This window comes from Comamonas sp. GW821-FHT11H03 (genome assembly GCF_058807955.1).
Window position 1 is genome coordinate 1 of sequence record NZ_JBXARF010000019.1, and the last position, 22863, is coordinate 22863.

The 22863-nt window shown below is 62.5% G+C and carries 24 protein-coding genes; 20 read left to right on the forward strand and 4 right to left on the reverse strand.

Annotated elements, in window-relative coordinates:
* Positions 1 to 190: 190 nt before the first annotated feature.
* Positions 191 to 499, reverse strand: coding sequence for a flagellar hook-basal body complex protein FliE (fliE, locus tag AC1RTQ_RS23960; RefSeq protein WP_003065477.1), 309 nt, complete (start codon positions 497 to 499; stop codon positions 191 to 193).
* 173 nt (positions 500 to 672) lie between these two features.
* On the opposite strand from fliE, the gene fliF reads away from it, so the two are divergent.
* From fliF to fliR, 13 genes are all read left to right on the forward strand, one after another.
* Complete coding sequence (gene fliF, locus AC1RTQ_RS23965) at positions 673 to 2379, forward strand: flagellar basal-body MS-ring/collar protein FliF (protein ID WP_492879455.1); 1707 nt, start codon at positions 673 to 675, stop codon at positions 2377 to 2379.
* 135 nt (positions 2380 to 2514) lie between these two features.
* A complete protein-coding gene (gene fliG, locus AC1RTQ_RS23970) occupies positions 2515 to 3510 on the forward strand; it encodes a flagellar motor switch protein FliG (RefSeq protein ID WP_302093073.1) in 996 nt (331 codons plus the stop codon).
* Complete coding sequence (locus tag AC1RTQ_RS23975) at positions 3503 to 4330, forward strand: FliH/SctL family protein (protein WP_492879457.1); 828 nt, start codon at positions 3503 to 3505, stop codon at positions 4328 to 4330. Before fliG ends, AC1RTQ_RS23975 begins: the two co-directional genes overlap by 8 nt.
* Positions 4327 to 5715 (forward strand): flagellar protein export ATPase FliI, encoded by a 1389-nt coding sequence (fliI, locus tag AC1RTQ_RS23980; RefSeq protein WP_304350651.1) that lies wholly within the window; start codon positions 4327 to 4329, stop codon positions 5713 to 5715. The genes AC1RTQ_RS23975 and fliI overlap by 4 nt, the downstream gene beginning before the upstream one ends.
* 33 nt (positions 5716 to 5748) lie before the next feature.
* Complete coding sequence (fliJ, locus tag AC1RTQ_RS23985) at positions 5749 to 6213, forward strand: flagellar export protein FliJ (RefSeq protein WP_302093076.1); 465 nt, start codon at positions 5749 to 5751, stop codon at positions 6211 to 6213.
* Positions 6214 to 6215: 2 nt separating this feature from the next.
* Complete coding sequence (locus AC1RTQ_RS23990; protein WP_492879460.1) at positions 6216 to 7532, forward strand: flagellar hook-length control protein FliK; 1317 nt, start codon at positions 6216 to 6218, stop codon at positions 7530 to 7532.
* A 189-nt stretch (positions 7533 to 7721) separates the two neighbouring features.
* Complete coding sequence (locus tag AC1RTQ_RS23995) at positions 7722 to 8276, forward strand: flagellar basal body-associated FliL family protein (RefSeq protein WP_492879462.1); 555 nt, start codon at positions 7722 to 7724, stop codon at positions 8274 to 8276.
* 15 nt (positions 8277 to 8291) lie between these two features.
* A complete protein-coding gene (gene fliM / locus AC1RTQ_RS24000; RefSeq protein ID WP_492879464.1) occupies positions 8292 to 9296 on the forward strand; it encodes a flagellar motor switch protein FliM in 1005 nt (334 codons plus the stop codon).
* Entirely contained in the window at positions 9286 to 9720 is a 435-nt protein-coding gene (gene fliN, locus AC1RTQ_RS24005; RefSeq protein WP_492879466.1) for a flagellar motor switch protein FliN, read from the forward strand. The genes fliM and fliN overlap by 11 nt, the downstream gene beginning before the upstream one ends.
* 34 nt (positions 9721 to 9754) lie before the next feature.
* A complete protein-coding gene (locus tag AC1RTQ_RS24010; protein ID WP_492879480.1) occupies positions 9755 to 10144 on the forward strand; it encodes a FliO/MopB family protein in 390 nt (129 codons plus the stop codon).
* A complete protein-coding gene (gene fliP / locus AC1RTQ_RS24015) occupies positions 10137 to 10886 on the forward strand; it encodes a flagellar type III secretion system pore protein FliP (RefSeq protein ID WP_492879468.1) in 750 nt (249 codons plus the stop codon). Before AC1RTQ_RS24010 ends, fliP begins: the two co-directional genes overlap by 8 nt.
* A gap of 153 nt (positions 10887 to 11039) precedes the next feature.
* Entirely contained in the window at positions 11040 to 11309 is a 270-nt protein-coding gene (fliQ, locus tag AC1RTQ_RS24020; protein WP_302088676.1) for a flagellar biosynthesis protein FliQ, read from the forward strand.
* Entirely contained in the window at positions 11306 to 12070 is a 765-nt protein-coding gene (gene fliR / locus AC1RTQ_RS24025; RefSeq protein ID WP_492879470.1) for a flagellar biosynthetic protein FliR, read from the forward strand. The genes fliQ and fliR overlap by 4 nt, the downstream gene beginning before the upstream one ends.
* Positions 12071 to 12209: 139 nt before the next feature.
* On the opposite strand, the gene AC1RTQ_RS24030 is transcribed toward fliR, so the two are convergent.
* Positions 12210 to 12848: a response regulator gene (locus tag AC1RTQ_RS24030; RefSeq protein WP_301444783.1), complete on the reverse strand. Its 639-nt coding sequence runs from the start codon at positions 12846 to 12848 to the stop codon at positions 12210 to 12212.
* A gap of 55 nt (positions 12849 to 12903) precedes the next feature.
* Positions 12904 to 14025 (reverse strand): sensor histidine kinase, encoded by a 1122-nt coding sequence (locus AC1RTQ_RS24035; protein WP_492879472.1) that lies wholly within the window; start codon positions 14023 to 14025, stop codon positions 12904 to 12906.
* A gap of 113 nt (positions 14026 to 14138) precedes the next feature.
* On the opposite strand from AC1RTQ_RS24035, the gene AC1RTQ_RS24040 reads away from it, so the two are divergent.
* The 7 genes from AC1RTQ_RS24040 to AC1RTQ_RS24070 are packed head-to-tail and all read left to right on the forward strand — an operon-like array spanning position 14139 to position 20555.
* Entirely contained in the window at positions 14139 to 14588 is a 450-nt protein-coding gene (locus tag AC1RTQ_RS24040) for a hypothetical protein (protein WP_003065446.1), read from the forward strand.
* A gap of 42 nt (positions 14589 to 14630) precedes the next feature.
* The gene (locus tag AC1RTQ_RS24045; protein ID WP_492879474.1) at positions 14631 to 14993 is read left to right on the forward strand and encodes a response regulator; all 363 of its coding nucleotides are present in this window, start codon (positions 14631 to 14633) and stop codon (positions 14991 to 14993) included.
* Positions 14994 to 15025: 32 nt separating this feature from the next.
* Positions 15026 to 17215 carry a chemotaxis protein CheW gene (locus tag AC1RTQ_RS24050; RefSeq protein WP_492879476.1) on the forward strand — a complete coding sequence of 730 codons (2190 nt, stop codon included), beginning with the start codon at positions 15026 to 15028 and terminating at the stop codon, positions 17213 to 17215.
* 34 nt (positions 17216 to 17249) lie between these two features.
* Entirely contained in the window at positions 17250 to 17738 is a 489-nt protein-coding gene (locus AC1RTQ_RS24055; protein WP_003077929.1) for a chemotaxis protein CheW, read from the forward strand.
* Positions 17739 to 17755: 17 nt separating this feature from the next.
* The gene (locus AC1RTQ_RS24060) at positions 17756 to 18670 is read left to right on the forward strand and encodes a CheR family methyltransferase (RefSeq protein ID WP_326999384.1); all 915 of its coding nucleotides are present in this window, start codon (positions 17756 to 17758) and stop codon (positions 18668 to 18670) included.
* Positions 18671 to 18694: 24 nt separating this feature from the next.
* Positions 18695 to 19426, forward strand: coding sequence for a chemoreceptor glutamine deamidase CheD (gene cheD / locus AC1RTQ_RS24065; RefSeq protein WP_012836880.1), 732 nt, complete (start codon positions 18695 to 18697; stop codon positions 19424 to 19426).
* Between the two features lie 13 nt (positions 19427 to 19439).
* Positions 19440 to 20555 carry a protein-glutamate methylesterase/protein-glutamine glutaminase gene (locus tag AC1RTQ_RS24070; RefSeq protein ID WP_302088682.1) on the forward strand — a complete coding sequence of 372 codons (1116 nt, stop codon included), beginning with the start codon at positions 19440 to 19442 and terminating at the stop codon, positions 20553 to 20555.
* A 112-nt stretch (positions 20556 to 20667) separates the two neighbouring features.
* Here AC1RTQ_RS24070 and AC1RTQ_RS24075 read toward each other — a convergent pair whose 3' ends face one another.
* A complete protein-coding gene (locus AC1RTQ_RS24075; RefSeq protein ID WP_302088683.1) occupies positions 20668 to 22554 on the reverse strand; it encodes an ATP-binding cassette domain-containing protein in 1887 nt (628 codons plus the stop codon).
* Between the last annotated feature and the right edge of the window lie 309 nt (positions 22555 to 22863).

A 22863-nucleotide genomic window follows, 5' to 3' on the forward strand; every position in this document is an offset into this window, starting at 1 on the left:
CTATGGCTACCGCGATCAGGACTACTTCTTTCTGAAGATTCGCGCAGCCTTCCCCGGTAATGCGCGATGAACCTTTTTTTATTGGACGCAACCAGGAGAGCGAAGCGCAAAAAGCCCGCATGTCATCACAACATGCGGGCAAGCCTTGGAGGGCAATCTGCCTTTTGAGCGGGTTGTGGCGTTGCGCCGATCACACCTGCATATTCATTACATCGGAGTAGGCCTGCACCAGGCGGTTGCGCACATGCAGCGTGGCCTGAAAGCCGATCTGCGATTTTTGCATGGCCACCATGGTCTGCTCAAGGCTGACGGCGGGGTTTTCCAGCTGCACTTCGCGCTGCAGCTGGCCGGAATGGTTTTGAGCGGCGCTCACCGATTGCAGTGCATTTTGCAGGGCCTGACCGAAGCCGCCGGCCACGGGCGCAGTGCCGGCGCTGCCGACCTTGGTGAGCTGGTTGCCCAGTTGGGCGGGGTTGATTGCTGGGATCTTCAGGTCCATATATTTATCCAACTGGCTTGGTGAGTTGGAGGTGATCGTAGGTTTTTCGCTTGATCGCAGACGGGCAATAAGTGGGTGAATCGGCTTGCTTATCGGGGGAACGCCACCAGCCCGAGTCCGAATAATCCACTGGACGCTAGACCTCGTGTGGGGTCTGACACCATGGAATCAAGATGTCTGCTGTAGCTGAAGTACCTGTCCCCAATGCCGTGCCCGGTGCCACGTATGCGCCCCGCCCTGCGCTTGCGCAGCGCTGGAATGCGCTCGACCGTGGTCAACGTCTTCGCTGGGGCGCGCTGGCGGCTCTGGTCGCTGTAGGTCTGGTGGCTGCGGCGGTGTTCTATCGCCAGCCTGATTACAAGCTTCTGTTCTCCAACGTCAGCGACAAGGATGGTGGTGCCATCGTGGCGCAGCTGACGCAGATGAACGTGCCCTACAAGTACAGCGACGGCGGCGGCGCCATTCTCATTCCCGCAGACCGTGTGCACGATGTGCGCCTGAAGCTGGCCACGCAAGGCCTGCCAAAGGGCTCGGTGACGGGCTTCGAGCTGATGGAGAACAGCAAGTTCGGCATCACCCAGTTTCAGGAACGCCTCAATTTCCAGCGCGGCCTGGAAGGCGAGCTGACCCGCTCCATCCTCGCGCTCAATGCCGTGCAGAGTGCCCGCGTGCATCTGGCCCTGCCCAATCAGAACGGATTTTTTCGCGAGCAGCAAAAGCCTTCGGCTTCCGTGCTGCTGAGCCTGCATCCGGGTCGCATGCTGGACCGTGCGCAGATCGCAGGCATCGTGCATCTGGTGGCCTCCAGCGTGCCAGAGATGGAACCTGCTGCCGTCAGCGTGGTGGACGACACCGGCAAGCTGCTTTCCCAGTCGCCTGACGGCAACGCCGGCGGCGTGGACATGCAGCAGTTCCTCTACACCCAGCAGGTGGAGCAGCAATATGTGCGCCGCATTCTGGACATTCTGGAGCCCGTGGTCGGCAAGAGCAATGTGAAGGCCCAGGTCTCGGCCGAGCTGGATTTCAGCCAGACCGAGTCCACCTCCGAGCAGCATCGTCCCAATCAGTCCACCAACGGCGGGGCCGTCCGTAGCCAGCAGGTGATGGAAACCAATGGCGATAAGACGGCCACCCCACCGACCGGCGTGCCTGGCGCGACCAGCAACCAGCCACCGCAGAACTCGACTGCGCCCATCAACGGTGCCAATCCTGCGCCGCAGGCCGCCGGTGCAGGCCAAGGCAACGCCCAGGGCAACAAGCGCGAGTCCATCACCAATTACGAAGTGGACAAGACCGTCAAGGTTACACGCGGCAGCACCGGCACCGTCAAGCGCCTGACGGCTGCGGTGGTGGTCAATGCACCGCTGGCCGCTGCGGCAGGTACCGATGCCGCGACAGCGGCAACGGCAGCCGCCGTCAGCTCCGGCCTGCGTCCCCTGACGGCCCAGCAGCAGGAGCAACTGCTCACGCTGGTGCGTGAGACCGTGGGCTATAGCGCCGACCGAGGCGACTCGGTGAATCTGGTCAGCGCTCCCTTCATGGACAGCGGTGCTGCACCGGCCGAGTTGCCGATGTGGAAGGACCCCGAAATTCAGGCCATGGCCAAGAGCCTGGGCGTGCCGATTGCGCTGGCGCTGTTTGGAGCCCTGGTGCTGCTGGGCCTGGTGCGGCCATTGCTCAAGGGCCGCAATACCAGCCCCGGCGGGCAGCTCAATGCCATTGAAGCCGAGGCGCTGGACAGACCTGCTCTGCCAGCACCGGCGAAGGATCTGTCGCCGACCAAGGAGCAGGAACGACTGGATCAGGCCCGTCATCTGGCCAAGCAGAACCCGATCGCGGTGGCGAACATCGTGAAGACATGGATTAACGGTGAGGGGTGACGAAGTCACCCCCTGAGGCGCGTTGCGCCTTCCCCCTCTCTCTTTGGGAGGGGGGCGATGCCCTCGCTGCGGGGGCGGCCCTTGCTCGGCATCCCTGGCATGGGACGGTTGAATAACTAGTAGAGAGTTTTGAATATGGACGATAGAGGTCTGAACGACGCTGCCATCTTGCTGGTCTCCCTCGGTGAGGAAGAGGCGGCCGAGGTGTTCAAGCACCTCACGCCCAAGGAAGTGCAGAAGCTGGGCGAGACGATTGCCCGCATGCGCGGCGTGACGCGGGAAAAGGTGGATTTCGTGATCGACCGTTTCACCAGCGATGCCGCGTCGCAGAGTCTGCTGGTCGACGATGCCAGCGACTATGTGCGCTCGGTGCTCAAGCGTGCGCTGGGCGATGACAAGGCGGCGCTGCTGATCGACCGCATCATGCAGGGCGGCGATATCTCGGGTATTGAAAGCCTGAAGTGGATGGATCCGCTGTCTGTGGCCGAGCTGCTGCGCGGCGAGCATCCGCAGATCGTGGCGGCAATTCTGGTGCACCTGGAGTATGAGCAGGCCGCTGCCGTGCTGATGCAGTTCCCCGACCGGGCACGCAGCGAGGTCATGCTGCGCGTGGCCACCCTGGAAGGCATCCAGCCCACGGCACTCAAGGACTTGAACGAAGTGCTGTTCAAGGTGCTGGCGGGTGGCGACAAGGTTCGCAAGACCTCGCTGGGCGGCGTCAAGACCGCAGCCGAAATGCTCAATCAGATGGGCGGCAATGCCGATGTGGCGGTGCTCGATACCATCCGCAACTACGACCCCGAGCTGGCGCAGAAGATCATGGACAAGATGTTCGTCTTCGACGACCTGGTCAAGCTCGACGACCGCTCTGTGCAGATGGTGCTGCGCGAGGTGGTATCCGAGACGCTGATCGTGGCGCTCAAGGGCGGCTCCATGGAAGTGCGCGACAAGATCCTGGCCAATATGTCCATGCGTGCGGCCGAGTCGCTGCGCGAGGACCTGGAAGGCCGCGGCCCCATGCGTCTGTCCGAAGTGGAGGCTCAGCAGAAGGAAATCCTCAAGGTCGTGCGTCGTCTGGTCGAAGAAGGCCAGGTAACCATCGGCTCTGGCCCGGAGGACAGCTATGTCTAAGGGCCAGCCTCCGCGCTCGCACTCGCGCTTTATCCCGCAGGAAGAGATCGACGACAGCACCGTGGTGCAATGGCGCTTCGGTGCAGTGGACGCGCAAAGCGGTGGTGTCTTCGCGCCCGCACAGCCGTCGGCCTTCATCCCGGCGGGGACAGCGCACTTCAACGGCTTTTCGCCTTCTCTTGCCCATCAGCTACAGCCACCGCCAGAGGCGCAGGCTGTGGAGCCGGTGGAGCCAGCCGCCCCGGCTTTCGACGAGGAGCAGTTGCAGCAGATGCTGGATCAGGCGCGCACCGAGGGCCATGCACAGGGCCTGGCCGAAGGCCGCACCCAGACCCAGCAGCAATGGCAGCAGCGCCTGGACGACCATATCAATGGAGCGGGCCGCGAGAGCGTGCAACGTGTCGACGGCGTGTTGCAGGGCCTGGAAGACAACTTCAAACAGCTGCAGTCGGGCATGGCCCAGGAGTTGCTGAACCTGGCCTGCGACATCGCACGTCAGGTGGTGCGCCAGGAGCTGCGCAGCCAGCCTCAGGCTTTGCTGCCCGTGATTCGCGAAGCACTGGACATGCTGGTCGAGGAGAGCCGCCCGGTGACCGTGCGTCTGAACCCCGCGGACTTTGAGCTGCTCGACGAAGCCCTGTGTGCCGAGCATGGTGCGCACAGCCGTATCCAGTGGCAGGGCGATGCCTCGATTGCCCCCGGCGATGTCAAGGTGGAGTCGGGCGGTGCCGAGATCGACGGCGGCCTGGACAAGCGCTGGCGCCGTGCCGTGGCGGCTCTGGGCCTGGTCTCCACCTGGTATGACGGAGACAAGGCATGAACCCCTGGCAGCAGTTCATGAGCCAGGCGCGAGCGCGCTATGCCGAGCCTGTGCCGCTGGAATGCCAGGGCCGACTGACCCGGCTGACCGGCATGGTGCTGGAGGCTTCTGGGCTGCGCGTGCCCGTGGGGGCGCAATGCCATATTCATCAGCATGGGCAGGAGCCTGTGCTGGCCGAGGTGGTCGGCTTTGCCGGCGAGCGCGCCTTTCTGATGCCTGCGGGCGATATTCAGGGCCTGTCCAGCGGTGCCATGGTGACGCCGGCAGCCCCCTTTGTTCCCGTGCCCCAGCTGGGCGTGGTGGAGACCGAGAAGATCAGGCAGACCGTGGGCGTGCTGCGCCTGCCCATGGGGGATGGCTTGCTGGGGCGGGTCGTGGATTCCCAAGGCATTGCGCTGGACCATGCGGGCGAGCTGGGCAGCGTGGTGCCCGAGGTGCTGGATCGCAACCCCATCAACGCCATGGACCGTGACCCCGTGCGCGAGTCGCTGGATACCGGTGTCAAGGCGCTGAATTCGCTGCTGACCGTGGGGCGCGGCCAGCGTCTGGGCCTGTTTGCCGGCTCGGGTGTGGGCAAGTCCGTGCTGCTGGGCATGATGGCGCGCTACACCCAGGCCGATGTGATCGTGGTGGGCCTGATCGGCGAGCGTGGCCGCGAGGTCAAGGAGTTCGTCGAGGACATTCTGGGTGCCCAGGACCGCAGCCGTGCTGTGGTGGTGGCGGCCCCCGCCGATGCGCCGCCGCTGCTGCGCATGCAGGGCGCCAGCTACGCCACGGCGATTGCCGAGCATTTTCGAGACAAGGGCAAGCATGTGCTGCTGCTCATGGACTCCTTGACCCGCTATGCCATGGCCCAGCGCGAAATCGCGCTGGCCATCGGCGAGCCGCCGGCCACCAAGGGCTATCCGCCATCGTGCTTTGCCAAGCTGCCCGCGCTGGTGGAGCGCAGCGGCAACGGTCTGCATGGCGTGGGCTCGATCACGGCCTTCTATACCGTGCTGTCCGAGGGGGACGATCAGCAGGACCCGATTGCCGATGCGGCCCGCGCCATTCTCGACGGTCACGTCGTGCTCTCGCGGGCTCTGGCCGAGACCGGGCATTACCCAGCCATCGATATCGAGCAGTCGGCTTCGCGCGTCATGCACAACGTGGTCTCGCGCGAGCATTTCGAGTTGGCACGTCGCTTTCGCGCCGTCTATTCGCGCTATCAGAAGGGGCGTGATCTGGTGCAGGTCGGCGCCTATGTGCCGGGCTCCGATCCGCAACTGGACGAGGCGATTGCGCTGCAGCCCGCCATGACCGGGTTTCTGCAGCAAAGCATGTTTGAAAGCTCCAGCATGGAGCAAAGCCTGGCCGGCATGGCGCAAGCCATGCAGCGGGGCTGAGCATCAACGGGTTAGCCAGAGGGAGAGTCGCAGATGTCGTCCTTGAATGCCTTGAACGTCGCCATTGAGGCCGCAGAACGCAAGCGTGACGCGGCCCGCACCGCCATGCAGGAGCGCCAGCGCGCTCAGCAGGCGGCGCAGGCCCAGATGGATCAGCTGCAGGGCTATGTCCTTGAGATGCAGGCGCGCTGGGGGGCCCAGGAAGGGCTGGCCGTGCAGCCCGAAGTCATGCATCACCAGTATCAGTTCATGGAGCGCCTGCAGCACGCCATCGGCTTGCAGACTCGGGTCGTGGCCGATCAGGATATTCGTCTGGAGACCTCACGTCAGGCCCTGCTGGCGGCGGAGCTGCGCGTGACCAGCCTGCAGAAAGTGGTGCAGGCTCGCAGCCGTGATGTGGCATTGGCCCAGATGCGGCGTGAGCAAAAAGATACCGACGAGCGCGCCACCATGGCATTTTTTCGACGCAGCTTCGGTCTGCAACTCCAGGAGGCCTGAGCATGGCGGAAACCAGAATTGACGGCCCCCGCAGCAGCGAAGCACGCACCGGCAAGGCCATGGCACAGTCCATGAGCTCGGCCAAAAGTGCTGCGGCTGCGGCAGGCGAGTCCGGCCAGGGATTTTCATCGCTGCTGGCATCGCTGGACGGATTGGTGACTGCAGGTCTGCCGCAGACGGTGTTGCAGACGGCCGAGGTGTCGGACGCGAAGCCGGCACCGGGCGAGCAGGATGCGCTGCTGATCGCTCAAGGCCATGCGCCGTGGATGAGCCTGGTCGGGCAGACCGCGCAGCTGGACGGGCAGGGAGATGCCGATCTGCGCCAGGGCGTGGCCACCGACTTTCTTTCAGGCACAGGCCATGCCGCGCAACTGGCCCATCGCCAGGCTTTGCAGCTCGGGCCCGGGCAGACGCACGCCGCATTCATGGGCAAGGATTTGCAATCAAATCAGGCCCAAACGTATACAGCACAAGTGCAAGCAGCTATTAATTCTGATGCGACGGCCTTGCCGCCGCAGCAGGACGCAGCCGCGCAGGGGCAGGACAGCGTGCACAGCACGCTGGCTTCGGTGACTGAAGAGGCGCCTGCTGCGCGTCTCGATCCTGCTGTGCACAAGGCGCAGGCCTTGCCGCAGCAGGGCGTCAGCCTGCAGGGCATGACGGCCGTGCAGCCGCAGGCCCTGGAAGGTCTCAAGGATTTGCTGCGTGCGGCCCGCTCGCCCCAGCAGGATGAAGCTGCGCCACAGGGCAAGACGGCGGCAGTGCAGGGCGGGGCCGACCTGCAGGCCGCAGCGGCTGCCGTCGGGGCAGCCATGGGGGCGGCGAGCGCGGGCATGCAGGGCGGCGGCCAAAATAGCTCTGACTTCGGCCAGAGCCTGGCGGGGCAGGATGCCGCACCTACAGAGCGTGAGCAGGAAGTGTCCGAGCAGGTGGCCTTCTGGGTGCATCAGAAAACGCAGAATGCCGCGCTGTCGATCCAGCATGAGGGCAAGGCTATCCAGGTCCAGGTCCAGCTGAACGGCCAGGAGGCTCATGTGCGCTTTGCTGCGGGCGATGAGCAGGCTCGCCAGTTGCTGGCCGACGGCCAGGCTCAGTTGCGTGAGCTTTTGCAGGCCCAGGGGCTGAATCTGAGCGGCGTCAGCGTGGATGGGGGCGGTGCCGACGCCCGGTCCGGGGGCGACAGCCAGGGCGAGGACGCCCAGCGCGGCCAGGCCAGGGTGGCCCGGGTCTCGGTCAATGCAGCCGAGCTGCCCATGGGCACCGCCGGAGCGCACAATGGCGCGCGGCCGGTGCAGTCCGGTGTGGACCTTTTCGTGTAGATGAGCAGAGTCGGTTCACGGAAACGGTGAGCCGGACATGGCGTGAAACCCGGAATGAAGCCGGGTTTCGCGCTTTTATTCGGGCAATGGCCTGCAGGGCGGGCGGCGAATAATTCAGGCGTGGATCTTCCGTGTCGCGGCAATGGCTGCGAGGTGGATGCAGTCCCCCACTCTTGAGGAATACCCGCCGTGTCAGCCAATCCCAATGCCGCCCCTGTCGCACCTGCTCCTGCCAAAAGCAAGAAGCTGATCGTCATCGTGGCCATCGTTGCCGTGCTGGCCATAGTGGCTGCCGCGGCCTATGTGCTGATGATGCAACGCCAGCACAGCAGCGCCGATGGCGAAGAAGAGGTCAGCGCCAAGGCCTCAGTGCCCACTTTCCTGCCACTGGACAATATGGTGGCCAATCTGGCTGACCCCGGCGGCGACCGCTTTGTGCAGCTGGGCATCACGCTGGAGCTGGCCGACGAAAAGACGGCTTCCACCGTCAAGCAATACCTGCCCAGCATCCGCAACGGCATTCTGATGCTGGTGTCCCAGCGCACGGCCGACGAGCTGCTGGCGCGCGAGGGCAAGGAAAAGCTGGCCGCCGACATCCTGACCGAGGTCTCGGCGCCGCTGGGCTTCGGCACGGGGGCCAAGAAGCGCTCGCGCGACGAAGAGGACGCCGACGAAGACAGCTCGCGTGCCAATCGCAAGGGGCCTGTGCGTCGCGTGCTGTTCTCCAGCTTCATCATTCAGTAAGCAGGGAGGGAGTGCATGAGCGATTCTTTTCTCTCCCAGGAAGAGGTTGATGCTCTTCTTGAAGGCGTTACCGGCGAAAGCCAGCGCTCCGAAGTGGTGGAGGTTGATCTCGGCCAGGTTCGCAGCTACGACATCTCCAGCCAGGAGCGCATCGTGCGTGGGCGCATGCCCACCATGGAAATTGTCAACGAGCGTTTTGCCCGCAATTTCCGCATCGGCCTGTTCAACTTCATCCGCCGCAGCCCCGAGGTTTCCGTCGGCACGGTGACGGTGCAGCGCTACAGCGCCTTCCTGCGCGAGTTGGCTGTTCCCACCAATTTCAACATCATGGCCATTCGCCCGCTGCGCGGCAATGGTCTGATCGTCTGCGATCCCTCGCTGGTGTTCGGCGTGATCGACACGCTGTACGGTGGCACGGGTCGCCTGCAGACCCGCATCGAGGGGCGCGACTTCTCGACCACCGAGCAGCGCGTGATCAACCGCATGGTCAATGTGATCTGCGACGAATACAAAAAAGCCTGGCATGGCATCTATCCGCTGGAGCTGGCCTATCAGCGCTCGGAAATGCAGCCACAGTTCGCCAACATCGCCACGCCCAGCGAAATCGTGGTTTCCACGGCGTTTCAGCTTGAGATCGGCGATATCTCGGGCTCCATCCACATCTGCATGCCCTATGCGACGCTGGAGCCGATTCGCGATGTGCTGTATTCCTCCACTCAGGGCGATGCCATCGAAGTGGACCGCCGCTGGGTCAAGGTGCTGACGCGGGAGATTCAGGCCGCCGAGGTCACGCTGGTGGCCGAGCTGGCCCGCGCCGATGCCACGGTGGAGCAACTGCTGGCCATGCGCCCGGGTGACTTTATCGAGCTCGACCGCGAGCAGCTGATTCGCGCCTCCATCGGTGGGGTGCCGGTTTTCGAGTGCCAGTACGGCACGCACAACGACAAATACGCAATCCGCGTGGAACGCAGCCTGCGCGGCGGCGAGGCCAGCTGGATGGGAGAGAAGCATGGCAATTGACGACAACAACAAGCCCGCGGGTGACGATCCGTTCTCCGGCTGGGCCGACGCGCTGGAAGAGCAGCGTCAGCATGACCAGGCCGTCGAAGGCCCCGAGCTGTCCGACCAGGGCGGGCCGCTGGCGGGCGACGCCGCTCGCAGCTATGGCGATGTGCCGGTGCACGATATCAACATGGTGCTGGACATTCCGGTTCAGCTGTCCGTGGAGCTGGGCCGCACCAAGGTGCCCATCAAATACATTCTGCAGCTGGCTCAGGGCTCGGTGGTGGAGCTCGATGCGCTGGCCGGCGAACCCATGGACGTGCTGGTCAACGGCTACCTGATTGCCCAGGGCGAGGTGGTGGTGGTCAACGATAAGTTCGGTATCCGTCTGACGGACGTGGTGACACCGTCCGAGCGTCTGCGTCGAGTCAGCCGTGGTTGAGAACACGGTCAACTCTGCGGCAGCGACCCCTTCCATGTGGCCTACGCTGTTGCTGGTCATCCTGTTTGTGGCGGTCATGGCGGCGTTGCCCTGGCTGGTGCGTCGTCTGCAGCAAAAAAACCTCCTGCCCCGCGGCATGGGGATGGCCCGTGGTGCCACCTCAGTTCCGGCGCAGGTGCTGAGCACGCTGGCCATTGGCCCGCAGCAGAGGGTGCTGACCGTGCAGCTGGGTGAGGGGGAGCAGGCCGTGCGACTGGTGCTTGGCGTGACGGCGCAGCAGATTCAATGTCTGCATGTGCTGCAAGACCCGTCTGCGTCTTTGCAATCCGCCCGTGCAGCCCATTCACCAGCCGTCTCATCGTTCACCGACTCGCTGATGCGCGCGCAGGCTGACGAAGCGGCCCGGAATTCTGGAAATGTCTAAATTCGTCTCTCGTGCTGCTGCCGCTGTCTTGCTGGCGATACCCCTGATGGCCGCCGCCCAGGGAGCACCCGCCAGTCTGCCGCTGCTGGTAGGCCAGGGCGCGGGCGGCACCAGCTATTCGGTGCCGATCCAGACACTGCTGTTTTTCACGGCGCTGTCGTTCCTGCCCGCCATCTTGCTGCTGATGACGGGCTTTACCCGCATCGTCATCGTGCTGAGCCTGCTGCGCCAGGCGCTGGGCACGCAGTCCGCCCCGCCCAATCAGGTGGTGATCGGTCTGTCGCTGTTTCTCACCATGTTTGTGATGGGGCCCACGCTGGACAAGGTCTATCAGGACGCCTATCTGCCTTACACGCAAAACAGCATCAGCTTCGAGCAAGCCATGGAAAAAGCCGAAGCCCCCATGCGCGGCTTCATGCTCAAGCAGACGCGTCAGTCGGACTTTGCGCTGTTCAAGCGCCTGGCCAAGCTGGATGCGAATGTCACGGCAGAAACTGCACCTCTGCGTGTGCTGGTGCCGGCCTTTGTGACCAGTGAGCTGAAAACGGCTTTTCAGATCGGCTTCATGATCTTCATTCCGTTTCTGGTCATCGACATGGTGGTGTCTTCCATCCTCATGTCGCTGGGCATGATGATGCTCTCGCCGGTGCTGGTGGCCCTGCCTTTCAAGCTCATGCTGTTTGTGCTGGCCGATGGCTGGAACCTGATCATCGGCTCTCTGGCGGCGAGCTTTGCTGCATGAGATACCCCCTGAGGCGCTGGCCTAGGCGGCCCGCGCCTTCCCCCAAGGGGGACGGCATTCTTGCTGCGAGGCGGCTCTTGCTTAATGCCTCTCACCTAGGTTGCGCTAGTTTCAAGTGCGTTTAATCCTGTCGCTAATGTGGGGAGAAAAACAATGACCTCTCAATTTGTTCTGACCTTTGGCCGCGAGGCGCTGACCCTGCTGCTCATGATCTCCATGCCTGTGCTGGGCGTGGTCATGGGCGTGGGCCTGCTGGTGAGCGTCTTTCAGGCCGTGACCCAGGTGCATGAGGCCACGCTGGCCTTTGTGCCCAAGCTCATCGCTGCCATGCTGGTGTTTGCCGTGGCGGGGCCGTGGATGCTGTCCACGCTGGTGGATTTCATTCGTCGCACCATAGAGAGCATTCCAGGTTCGGTGGGATGATTTCCTTTAGCGAAGCCCAGATCGCCGCCTGGCTCTCGCCGCTGATCTGGCCGTTTGTGCGCGTGCTGGCGCTGTTCACCACGGCGCCTGTGTTTTCTCTGAAAGCCATTCCCACGCGACTCAAGGTGGGGCTGGCTTTTCTGGTTGCGCTTTGCGCGCAGCCCGTGCTGGGCGAGCAGACGGTGGTCAGCATTGCCTCGGCCCAGGCGCTGGGCACTCTGGTGCAGCAGGTGGTGGTCGGTCTGTCCGTGGGCTTTGCCGTGCGCCTGGTGATGGCGGCCATCGAAGTCGCCGGTGAAGTGGTGGGTCTGCAGATGGGCTTGAACTTCGCGTCTTTCTTCGATCCGACCAGCAATGCCCAGCTCAGTGCCGTGGCGCGCTTCATGGTGCAGATCGCCACCTTGCTGTTCATCGTCATCAACGGCCATCTGCTGGTACTGATGGCGGTTCTCAAGAGCTTTGAGGCCTTTCCCGTCGATGGCAACTTTCTGCAAGCCATCTCCCAGATGCGGATTCATGAGATGGGCAGCGCCGTTTTTGCCAGCGCTTTCTGGATTGCCCTGCCCATGATTGCCATGCTGATGTTCGTCAACCTGGTGCTGGGCATCATCTCCCGTGTCGCGCCGCAGATGAATATCTATGCCGTGGGCTTTCCTGTCACCTTGACTGTGGGTCTGCTGGGACTGACGGCGACCCTTCCCTTGCTGGAGCAGCCCCTGGTGGCGTTGCTGCAAAAAGGCATGGCAGTCTTCGGAGTTTAGTGTGAATGCTATCTATTTGATAGCTTTATGCGATTTGCAGTAAACGGATAGGTTCGTTTTTGGTCTTGAACGGAAACGCTGCCTCTATGCGGGCGCGCAAGCCAGAGATAGCCAGGCCGCGCATCGCCTGCCGCGCGCTTCAGGGCGTATCAATCAGTCCGTTCTTGATGGCATATGCGGTCAGCTCCGCGTTGCTGCCCATGCCCAGCTTCTCCAGCACCCGTGCACGGTACACGCTCACCGTCTTGGGGCTGAGCATCAACTCCTGCGCAATATCGGTCTGTCGCTGACCGCTGGCAATTTTCAGCAGCGTCTGCATCTCGCGCTCGGACAGGGTTTCATGCGGCACGGGGGCGGCAGGCTGGGCCAGGCTCTCGGCCAGCATCTGGGCCACTTCGGCTGTCAGGTATTTGCGTCCGCTGTGGACGGTGCGTACGGCATCGATCAGCAGCACCGGATCCCCCGCCTTGTTGGCATAGCCGGCCGCGCCGGCCTTGATGCTGCGCAAGGCGTACTGGTCTTCGGGGTACATGGAGACCATGATGACGCGGATCTGCGGATGCGTTTCGCGCACGCTGGCCAGCACTTCCAGGCCGCTGCGGCCCGGCATATTGATGTCCAGCAGCAGCACATCGCAAGTTGCGTCGCGCAGTTGCTCACGCAGTTCGGCATAGCTGCCGGCTTCCGCGGTGACGCTGATGTCCGTCGCCTCCGCCAGGGTGTCGCGTATGCCCCGGCGCAAAATGGCATGGTCGTCGCACAGCACCACGTGAATCAAGGTCGCTCTCCCAGGAAGTCAGATGGCAGACCGGGCAAGCGCTTGGTTGGGCGGCTCATGCCTGGATCTCTGCCAGAGGAATGGTGAGAATGATAGAGGTTCCTAGGCCTGTGTGGCTGCTCACATCCAGCCAGCCTTGAACTGTTCGTGCACGCTCACTTAGTCCTCGAAGTCCGAAAGACTGCGGCTTGTTGCGATCATCCTGGCTCAGGCCTACCCCGTTATCTGTTACTTCCAGTGTCAAAAAACCCTCGTGGTCGGACAAATCCAGCTTCACGTGGCTGGCTTGTGCGTATTTGCTGATATTGGTCAAGGATTCCTGTGCCGTACGGTAGACCACCACCTGTTGCGCGGGTGCTATTTCCATATGCTCACGGCTGGTGTGCAACTGGGCGGGTATGCCTGTGCGGCGTTCGAAGTCCTGGGCCAGCCATTGCACGGCAGCCACCAGTCCCTGGTCCAGAACGGGCGGGCGCAGGTTTTGCATGATGCGTTGGCTGGCACCCAGTGCGTGCTCCAGCATCTCCAGTGCCGATCTGGCATGCTCGCGCTGCTTGCCTTCGGGGCTGTTGCGGATCAGCCAGGCCAGATCGAACTTGACGGCAGTGAGCGAGCCGCCGATGTCATCGTGAATCTCACGCGAGATATTGGCGCGCTCCTGCTCGATGCTGGTGTGCAGATGTTCGGTCAGTTCGGCCAGGCGCTTTTCGGACTCTGCCAGTTGCAGTGCGGCGCGACGGCGGGCTTGCCGCGCCTCGTGGACCTCCATGGCGCGCTTGATGACATGGGGCAGGCCGTTGATCTGGTCTTTGAGCAGATAGTCGCTGATGCCCAGCCGCATGATGTCCACGGCGGCGGATTCGCCGATGGCGCCCGACAGCAGCACAAAAGGGGGGACATCGGAACGGGTTCTCACCAGGTCCCAGACGTCGAGAGCGGTGAAGCCGGGCAGATGATAGTCCGCCAAAATCAGGTCGAAATCCTGTGTCTCCAGGGCGTTGCGTACCTCCTGCAGACTGTCCACGGCCGTGAGCGTGCAGGGCAGCTGCCCGCGCTTGAGGCTCAGGCGTGCCAGAGACTGATCTGCGACAGAGTCTTCAATATGAAGGATTTTCAAGGTCTGATTCCGGAATTGCATATCGCCAAGGACGCTATCATTGGATACATTTTGGAACATCGTGGGTAGTCGTCAATTGTGGCCGTGCGGTCACGGGGCGGGTTACCGGGCGGTTTATTTCGTGGAGCATGGCAGCAGGGCTGTCATGGTGGTTTTACGCAGTTGGAGTAACAATGCAGACGATGCAAAACCCTTCGGGTGTGCCTGCAGTTGCCGTGCCGGTGATGGTGGCTGCGGAGCTGCAGGATGCCTTGCTGGTCACGCTGCGTGATCTGCAGCGTCTTGAAGGGCTGCTGGACCATGCCACGCACAATCTGTTGGAGCGCTTTGAGCAAGTCAACGGGCAATTGTCGCAGCCGGCCTTGCCCGATTCTGCAGCACTGGCTACAGCACGTGAGTCGCTACGGCTGGCGGTGACCGAGCTCCAGTTTCACGATATGTCGTCTCAGCTGATTGCCCATATGGCTCATACCTTGCAAGCCTGCGCTTTCAGGCTCGGGGCTGCCGCCATGGGTAGGGACGAGGATGAGGCGGAGTCCGCCATTAGTCTGCCAAACCTGCCCGAAAAGCCCAATCCCGTCACGCAAAGCGAGATGGATGCCGGCTCTGTGGAGCTGTTTTGAACTTCTACCCTATTTTCCGTTGCCCGTCTGTTGGAGCTGTACATGCGATCGATTCTGGCTGTTGATGATTCCCCCTCGATGCGAAAGATGGTGTCTTTCACATTGAGCAGTGCTGGTTTTAAGGTGGTGGAAGCCGTCGACGGTGTGGATGCGCTGGAAAAAGCACAGACGCAAAACATCGATCTGGTGCTGGCCGACCAGAACATGCCGCGCCTGGACGGCATCGGTCTCACGCGCAAACTGCGTGAAAACCCGAATTTCAAGGCCACGCCCATCTTGATACTGACGACGGAATCCAGCGATCTGATGAAGCAGGCGGGCCGGGCCGCAGGTGCCACGGGCTGGCTGGTCAAGCCCTTCGATCCCAATCGATTGATCGAAGTTATTCAAAAAGTGCTGCGTTAAGCCGATAACAACGAATCACAGCAGGAAACACCATGGCGGATACACACCAGGATGGCGCAGGTTCGGGCGCAGACTTCGACCTTAGCCAGTTCTATCAAATCTTTTTCGAGGAAGCGAGCGAGAACCTCGACCAGATGGAGCAGATGCTGCTCAGCCTGGACCTTTCGGCCGCCAACGATGAAGAGCTCAACGGTATTTTCCGCTGCGCCCACTCCATCAAGGGCGGTGCGGCGACCTTCGGCTTCTCGGATGTGACCGAGCTCACGCACCGCATGGAATCCCTGCTGGACCGCTTGCGCCGCCATGAAATCACGCCCATCCCCGAGATGGTCGATGTGCTGCTGGAGTCGGCAGACGCCAGCCGCAGCCTGCTGGCACGTCACCAGTCCGGCGACGAGGGTGAGCCGGTTTCCACTGCTGAACTGGTGGTGCGTATCGAGTCCCTGGCCCAGGGTCTGACCGAAATCCCCCAGGTCAACCGCAGTGCCGCAGCTGCCGAGCCTGTACAGCCAGCTGCCGCTGTTGCCGCGGTGGCGGCGGATACGCCCGCTCAAGCACCGGCCCAGGCGGCAGAGCCAGGCCCTGTGATCGGGAGCGAGCCTCCCGAGGGCGCGCGCGAGCTGACGATCGAGATCGGCCCGCTGTCCCGCCTGGAGCTGGGCGACGCCATCAAGGAGCTGTTCCGCGATATTCCAGGCTTGGGCACGATTCAGGACCAGGCCAGCACCAAGGCCGATCACCGTCTGTTCAAGGTCAGGACGGTGTCCACCGATGACGAGCTGCGCGATCTGTTTGTCTTCCATGTCTCCAAGGAGCAGGTGCAGATCAGCGATGCCGCCCAGCCGCAGTCCGCAGCCGAGCCGGTAGTCGAGCCGGAAGCCATGGTGGATGAAGAAGCCGCCATGCCGCCCCACAATCTGCCGGCCGAAGAAGCCTACGGCTTTTTTGCGGGCGCTCCGGGCAGCCCCGATGCCCAGCAAAATCAGGAGCATGCCGCGCTTGGCGGTGCTGGTGGCGTGGCGCAAAAGGCGGCACCCAAGGCCGCTGCTGCGCATATGGAGTCCACCAGCATCCGCGTGGATGTGAAGAAAGTGGATCAGCTCATCAATCTGGTGGGCGAGTTGGTCATCACCCAGGCCATGCTGGCGCAGAACAGCCAGGGGCTGGATCCGACGACCTATCAACAGCTGCTGGCCGGCCTGGCCGACCTGGATCGCAACACGCGCGACCTGCAAGAGTCCGTGATGTCGATCCGCATGATTCCCATGTCCACCGTGTTCAGCCGCTTCCCGCGCATGCTGCGCGACCTGGCGGGCAAGCTGGGCAAGAAGATCGATCTGGTCACGCTGGGCGAAGCCACCGAGCTGGACAAGGGGTTGGTCGAAAAGATTACCGATCCGCTGACCCATCTGGTGCGCAACAGCGTGGACCACGGCATCGAGATGCCTGAGGACCGCATCGCTGCAGGCAAGTCCGAGCATGGCACGCTGACGCTGGCGGCATCCCATCAGGGGGGCTCGATCGTCATCGAGGTGCGCGACGACGGCAAGGGCATGAATCGCGAGAGGATTCTGACCAAGGCTCGCGAGCGCGGCATGGATGTCTCCGACAGCATGCCCGACAGCGATGTCTGGCAGCTGATCTTTGCGCCGGGCTTCTCTACGGCCGATGTGGTCACCGATGTCTCAGGCCGCGGCGTGGGCATGGACGTGGTCAAGCGAAACATCACCTCGCTGGGCGGCACGGTGGAGATCGAGTCCGTTGCCGGCGTGGGCATGAAGGTGGCGGTGCGCCTGCCGCTGACGCTGGCCATCATGGACGGCATGTCCGTCGGTGTGGGCGAAGAGGTCTATATCCTGCCGCTGTCCTCGGTGGTCGAGTCCTTCCAGGTCAAGGCCGACGATGTCAACACCGTGGCCAATGGCACACAGCTGGTCAAGGTGCGCGACGAATACATGCCGGTGATCGCGCTGGAGCGCACTTTCAAGGTGCCGCGCGCCGATGAAAGCCAGACCAGCAACATCATGGTGGTGGTCGAGGCCGAAGGCAGCCGTGTGGCGCTGCTGGTCGACGAGCTGCTGGGCCAGCACCAGGTGGTGGTGAAGAACCTGGAAAGCAATTACCGCAAGGTGCCCAATGTATCGGGTGCCACCATTTTGGGCGACGGATCCGTGGCGCTGATTCTGGATACGGGCGCTCTGGTGCGCCGTACCCGCCATTGAGGCAGCCAACCCGAACAACGCAGAGAGAGCCGACATGAACATCATCAACAAGACTGCCGAAGGCGTGGCCACCGGGGCCCGCGAATATCTGACCTTCCGCCTGGGCGAGGAGGAATACGGCATCGACATCCTCAAGGTGCAGGAAATCCGCGGCTACGAGCAGCCCACGCGCATTGCCAACGCGCCCGAGTTCATCAAGGGCGTGGTTAATCTGCGCGGCACCATCGTGCCCATCGTGGACATGCGCCTGCGCTTCAACTGCTCCGAAGTGGAGTACAACGCCTTCACCGTGGTCATCATCCTGAACCTGCGCAACCGCGTGGTCGGCATTGTGGTGGACTCGGTCAGCGATGTGATGGAGCTGCCCGCAGATGCCGTGCGTCCTGCACCCGATATCGAAAGCGCCATCGACAGTGGCTGCATTCTGGGTCTGGGTTCGGTGGGCGAGCGCATGCTGATCCTGCTGGATATCGAGAAGCTCATGGGCAATGTCGACATGGGCCTTGTGGCCTCCGAAGCCTGAGCGCGCCAGAGGTCAGTGTGCTGAACCTGGGACGCCATACTTCATTCGCAGCCTCTCCTGCCAGGCTTGAGCAGGATGAGGAGGTGCTGCCGGGCGGCATGTCTGGCCCACTGGCTCAGGGGCGCGAGTTCGTCTGGTCCAATCGCGACTTTGCCCGTGTGCAGGCCCTGATCTACAAGCGTGCCGGCATCAGCTTGCATGATGGCAAGCACGCCATGGTCTACAGCCGTTTGTCGCGCCGCCTGCGCGAGACCGGGCATGAGAGCTTTGTCAGCTATCTGGATTGGCTGGAGAGCATCAATGACGGGCCCGAATGGCAGGAATTCGTCAACGCGCTCACCACGAATCTGACCTCGTTCTTCCGCGAGCAGCATCACTTCGACATCCTGGCTCAGCATCTGCGCAGCCACAAGCCCGGCGGCAATGGCTGGAAGGTGTGGTGCAGCGCGGCCTCCACGGGAGAGGAGCCTTATTCCATCCTGATGACGGCCGTGGAGAGTCTTGGTGCCTCGGCCAGTTTTCAGCTCATGGCCAGCGATATCGACTCGCGCGTGCTGGAAACCGCCTCGCGCGGCGTCTACCGGGCAGAGAACCTCAAGGGCGTGAGCACCGAGCGGCTGCACCGCTTTTTTCTGCGCGGGCGCTCGGCCAATTCGGGCATGGTGCGGGTCAAGCCGGAGCTGCGCCGGATGGTGGACTTTCTCAATGTCAACCTCATTGCCGGCGATTGGCCGTTCCGGGAGACCTTCGACATCGTCTTCTGCCGCAATGTGATGATTTATTTCGACGCATCGACTCAGCGTCGCGTGCTGGAGCGCATCCATCAGGTGATGCGCCCGGGTGGGCTGCTGTTCGTCGGTCATGCCGAGAACTTCAGCGATTCGCGCGATCTGTTCGCGCTCAAGGGCAAGACCGTCTATGAGCGCCAATGAAGCTGAAGGGCAGGGCCGCAAGTCATGAGGAATCTGAGCTCTCCGCTGGATCTGCCAGGTGCTGGCGCTGCCAGACCCCTGCGCGGCAACAGCTTCGTGCCCCAGGGCTATCCTGATCCTGCCATGCCGGCGCCGGTTTCATCGCTGGAGCAGCTCAAGCGCCAGCCGCGCCAGCCCGGCGAGGCCTCGTTCTTCTATTACGACCCGCACTTCCAGCTCAATTCGGCCAAGGTGCTGCCGGGCGAGTATTTTGTCTCGCGCGACGAGATGGCCATTGTCACCGTGCTGGGCTCCTGCATCGCCGCCTGTCTCTGGGATCGTTTCATGCGCATCGGCGGCATGAACCACTTCATGCTGCCCGACGGCGACAGCAGCGATGTCTCGGGACGCTATGGCTCCTACGCCATGGAGCTGCTGATCAACGAAATGCTCAAGCTGGGGGCGCGGCGCGAATCCATGCAGGCCAAGATTTTTGGCGGCGCCCAGGTCATGGCCAATTTCACGACCATGAATGTGGGCGAGCGCAACACCAGTTTTGTGACAGAGTATCTGCAAACCGAGCGCATTCCCATCGTCTCCGAGGACGTGCTGGACATCTATCCGCGCAAGGTGGTGTTTTTTCCATCCACGGGCAAGGCCATGGTCAAGCGCCTGGCACACGCCCATCCTGAGGCATTGGTGCAGCAGGAAATCACTCGCGGCAACGCGGCTGCGGTGGCTCGCAATACGGCGGGCGGCTCGGTGGATCTGTTTTGAGGAAGGTTGAGCGTTGTTAAAGCCAAAAATCCGGGTGATCGTGGTGGACGACTCTGCGCTGGTGCGCAGTCTTCTGGCCGAGATCATCAACCGCCAGCATGACATGGAGTGCATCGGCTCGGCCAATGATCCGTTGATCGCTCGTGAAATGATCCGCGATCTGAACCCCGACGTGATCACGCTGGATGTGGAAATGCCCCGCATGGACGGCATCGATTTCCTCGGGCGGCTCATGCGCCTGCGTCCCATGCCGGTGGTGATGATCTCCACGCTGACCGAACGCGGTGCCGAAGTCACCATGCGCGCCCTGGAGCTGGGGGCCATCGATTTTGTGGCCAAGCCACGCGTCGGTGTGGCCAACGGCCTGCAGGAGCTGGCCAGCCAGATTGTGGACAAGATCCGCGTGGCTGCCGTGGCCCAGGTGCATCGCCTGCCGGTGGTGCCGCATGGCGTGGCAGCGGCAGCGAGTGCGGGCGCCAAGCCTGCTGCGCCCCGTGCGCCGGCGGCACCCAGCCTGCTGGGCCGCATCTCGACCGAAAAAATCATCGCCATCGGCGCTTCCACAGGTGGCACCGAGGCGATCCGTGAAGTGCTCACGCATTTGCCGGCCGACTGCCCGGCCATCGTCATCACCCAGCACATGCCGCCTGGCTTCACCACCAGTTTTGCGGCGCGCCTCAACAGCCTGTGCCAGATGACGGTCAAGGAGGCCACGCACGGCGAACGCTTGCTGCCCGGTCATGCCTATATCGCACCCGGCGGCAAGCATTTCTCCATCACGCGCAGCGGCGCCAACTATGTGGCCGTGGTCGATGATGCACCGCCCGTCAACCGCCACAAGCCCTCGGTCGAGGTGCTGTTCAAGTCCGTGTCCGCCAGCGCCGGGCGCAATGCCTACGGCATCATGCTCACCGGCATGGGTGCCGATGGTGCCACCGCCATGCGCGAGATGCGTGATGCCGGCAGCTACAACCTGGTGCAGGACGAGAGCACCTGCATCGTCTTCGGCATGCCCCGCGAAGCCATTGCCCATGGTGCGGCCGACGAGGTGCTGCCACTGCCGCAAATCGCCCATGCCCTGCTGACCAAGCTGCGCGGTAGCTCGGATCAGGTGCACCACCGTATCTGAGGTCGCATAAAAAAGAGAGCGCCTTGCGCTTGTCAGTTAAAGATTTCAGGCTTGTAGAGCTTTGAAATCAAGAGCTGACAGGCGCAAGGCGCTCTCTTATTTGAAGGCTTGATTATGCGGACAGCGAGGTCCAGCGCTCCAGCGCCTCCATCAGCGCTTCATCGATTTCCGCGTCGCGCTGGTGCATGGCAACGGCCTTGGCGTTGTCGCTGGCAAACAGGCTACCGTCGGCCAGCGCTTGCTGGATCTGCTTTTGCTCGGCCTCCAGGGCGGCAATCGTGGCCGGCAGGGCTTCCAGCTCGCGCTGATCCTTGTAGCTGAGCTTCTTCTTGGAGCTGGCCGCAGCTTCGGTGCGGCTTGCGACGGGCTTGGGTTCCTCCTTGGGGGCGGACCTGGTCTGCGCGGCTTCGGCCATGGCCTTGCTGCGGCGCGACTGCTCCATCCAGTCCGTCACGCCACCTTCGTATTCACGCCAGTGGCCGGGGCCTTCCCAGGCAATCGTGCTGGTGACCACGTTGTCGAGGAACGTGCGGTCGTGGCTGACCAGAAAGACCGTGCCGTCATAGCTTTGCAGCAGGTCTTCCAGCATGTCCAGCGTCTCGATGTCCAGGTCGTTGGTCGGCTCGTCCAGCACCAGGACATTGGCCGGTCGCGCAAACAGGCGGGCCAGCAGCAAGCGGTTGCGCTCACCGCCAGACAGCGATCGGACCGGGGAATGCGCACGCGCCGGAGAGAACAGAAAGTCGGCCAGATAGCTCTTGACATGCTTTTTCTGACTGCCGATCTCGATCCACTCGCTGCCGGGGCTGATGAAGTCCTCCAGCGTGGCATCCAGATTCACCTGATGGCGCATCTGGTCAAAGTAGGCCACCTGCAGATTGCCGCCCAGGCGCACCTGACCGCTGTCCGGAGCCAGCTCGCCCAGAATCATCTTCAGCAGCGTTGTCTTGCCTGCGCCATTGGGGCCCAGCAAGCCAACCTTGTCACCGCGCAAAATGGTGCCGCTGAACCCTTCGACGATCTTCTTCTCGCCAAAGGACTTGCTGACATCGGTCAGCTCGGCCACGATCTTGCCCTGATAGCCGTCACCCTTGCCGGATGCGATATCCATGTTCACGCTGCCCAGAACATCACGGCGCTGGGCATGGTTGGCACGCAATTCCTGCAGACGGCTGATGCGGCTCTGGCTGCGGGTGCGACGGGCTTCCACGCCCTTGCGAATCCAGACCTCTTCCTGGGCCAGCAGCTTGTCCGCCTTGGCGTTGATGACGGCTTCCTGGTTGAGCTGCTCTTCCTTTTGCAGCACGTACTGAGAGAAGTTGCCCGGGTAGGTGCGCAGAACGCCCCGATCCAGTTCCACGATGCGGGTGGCAATACGGTCCAGAAAGCTGCGGTCGTGGGTGATCGTGATCACGCTGCCCTTGAAGGCAATCAACAACTCCTCCAGCCACTCGATGGAGTCCAGGTCCAGGTGGTTGGTCGGCTCGTCGAGCAACAGGACATCGGGGCGGGCCACCAGAGCCTGGGCCAGCGCCACGCGCTTGCGGGTGCCACCGGACAAGCTGCCTACCAGGGCATTCGGGTCCAGATGCAGGCGCTGCAATGTTTCCTCTACGCGCTGCTCCCAGTTCCAGGCGTCATAGGACTCGATCTGCGTCTGCAGCTCGTCCAGATCCTCGCCCTCGCCGCCGGCCAGATAGCGCTCACGAATCGCAATCACCGCCGCAATGCCGTCAGATGCCGACTCGAAGATGGTGTGCGCAGGGTTCAGATCGGGCTCCTGCGCCACATAGGTGATGCGGACCCCGTTCTGCACCTGGAGCTGGCCGTCATCGGCCTTTGCCAGGCCGCCCAGAATCTTGAGCAGCGAAGACTTGCCGGCGCCGTTGCGGCCGATCAGGCCGACGCGCTCGCCAGTCTCCAGGGAAAAATTTGCGTGGTCCAAAAGAGCCACGTGCCCGAACGCCAATTGAGCGTCTAACAAAGTAATCAGTGCCATCGTGCCAGCATTATCGTTGGCCGCCATAGAGACAGCGGCCGTAAGGCCGCTGTCTCTATCTCTGTCTAAGGACACAGCCCAGGCAAAGACCACGCTGGCAGATGAATCTTTTGTGTCAGAAGCGGCGTGGCTAGGGTTTTTCCTATGCTATAGTTCGATCCATCGCAGCAAACGACTGCCTCGCAAAACTTCAAAAGTTCTTGCGCAGCGCCTCGAAAGTTGTGATACACTACAAGGCTTCGCTGATCGCAGCAAGCAACGAGATTCAGGATCAAGTTTTTGATTTTGCACTCGGTTCCTTAAAAAAAT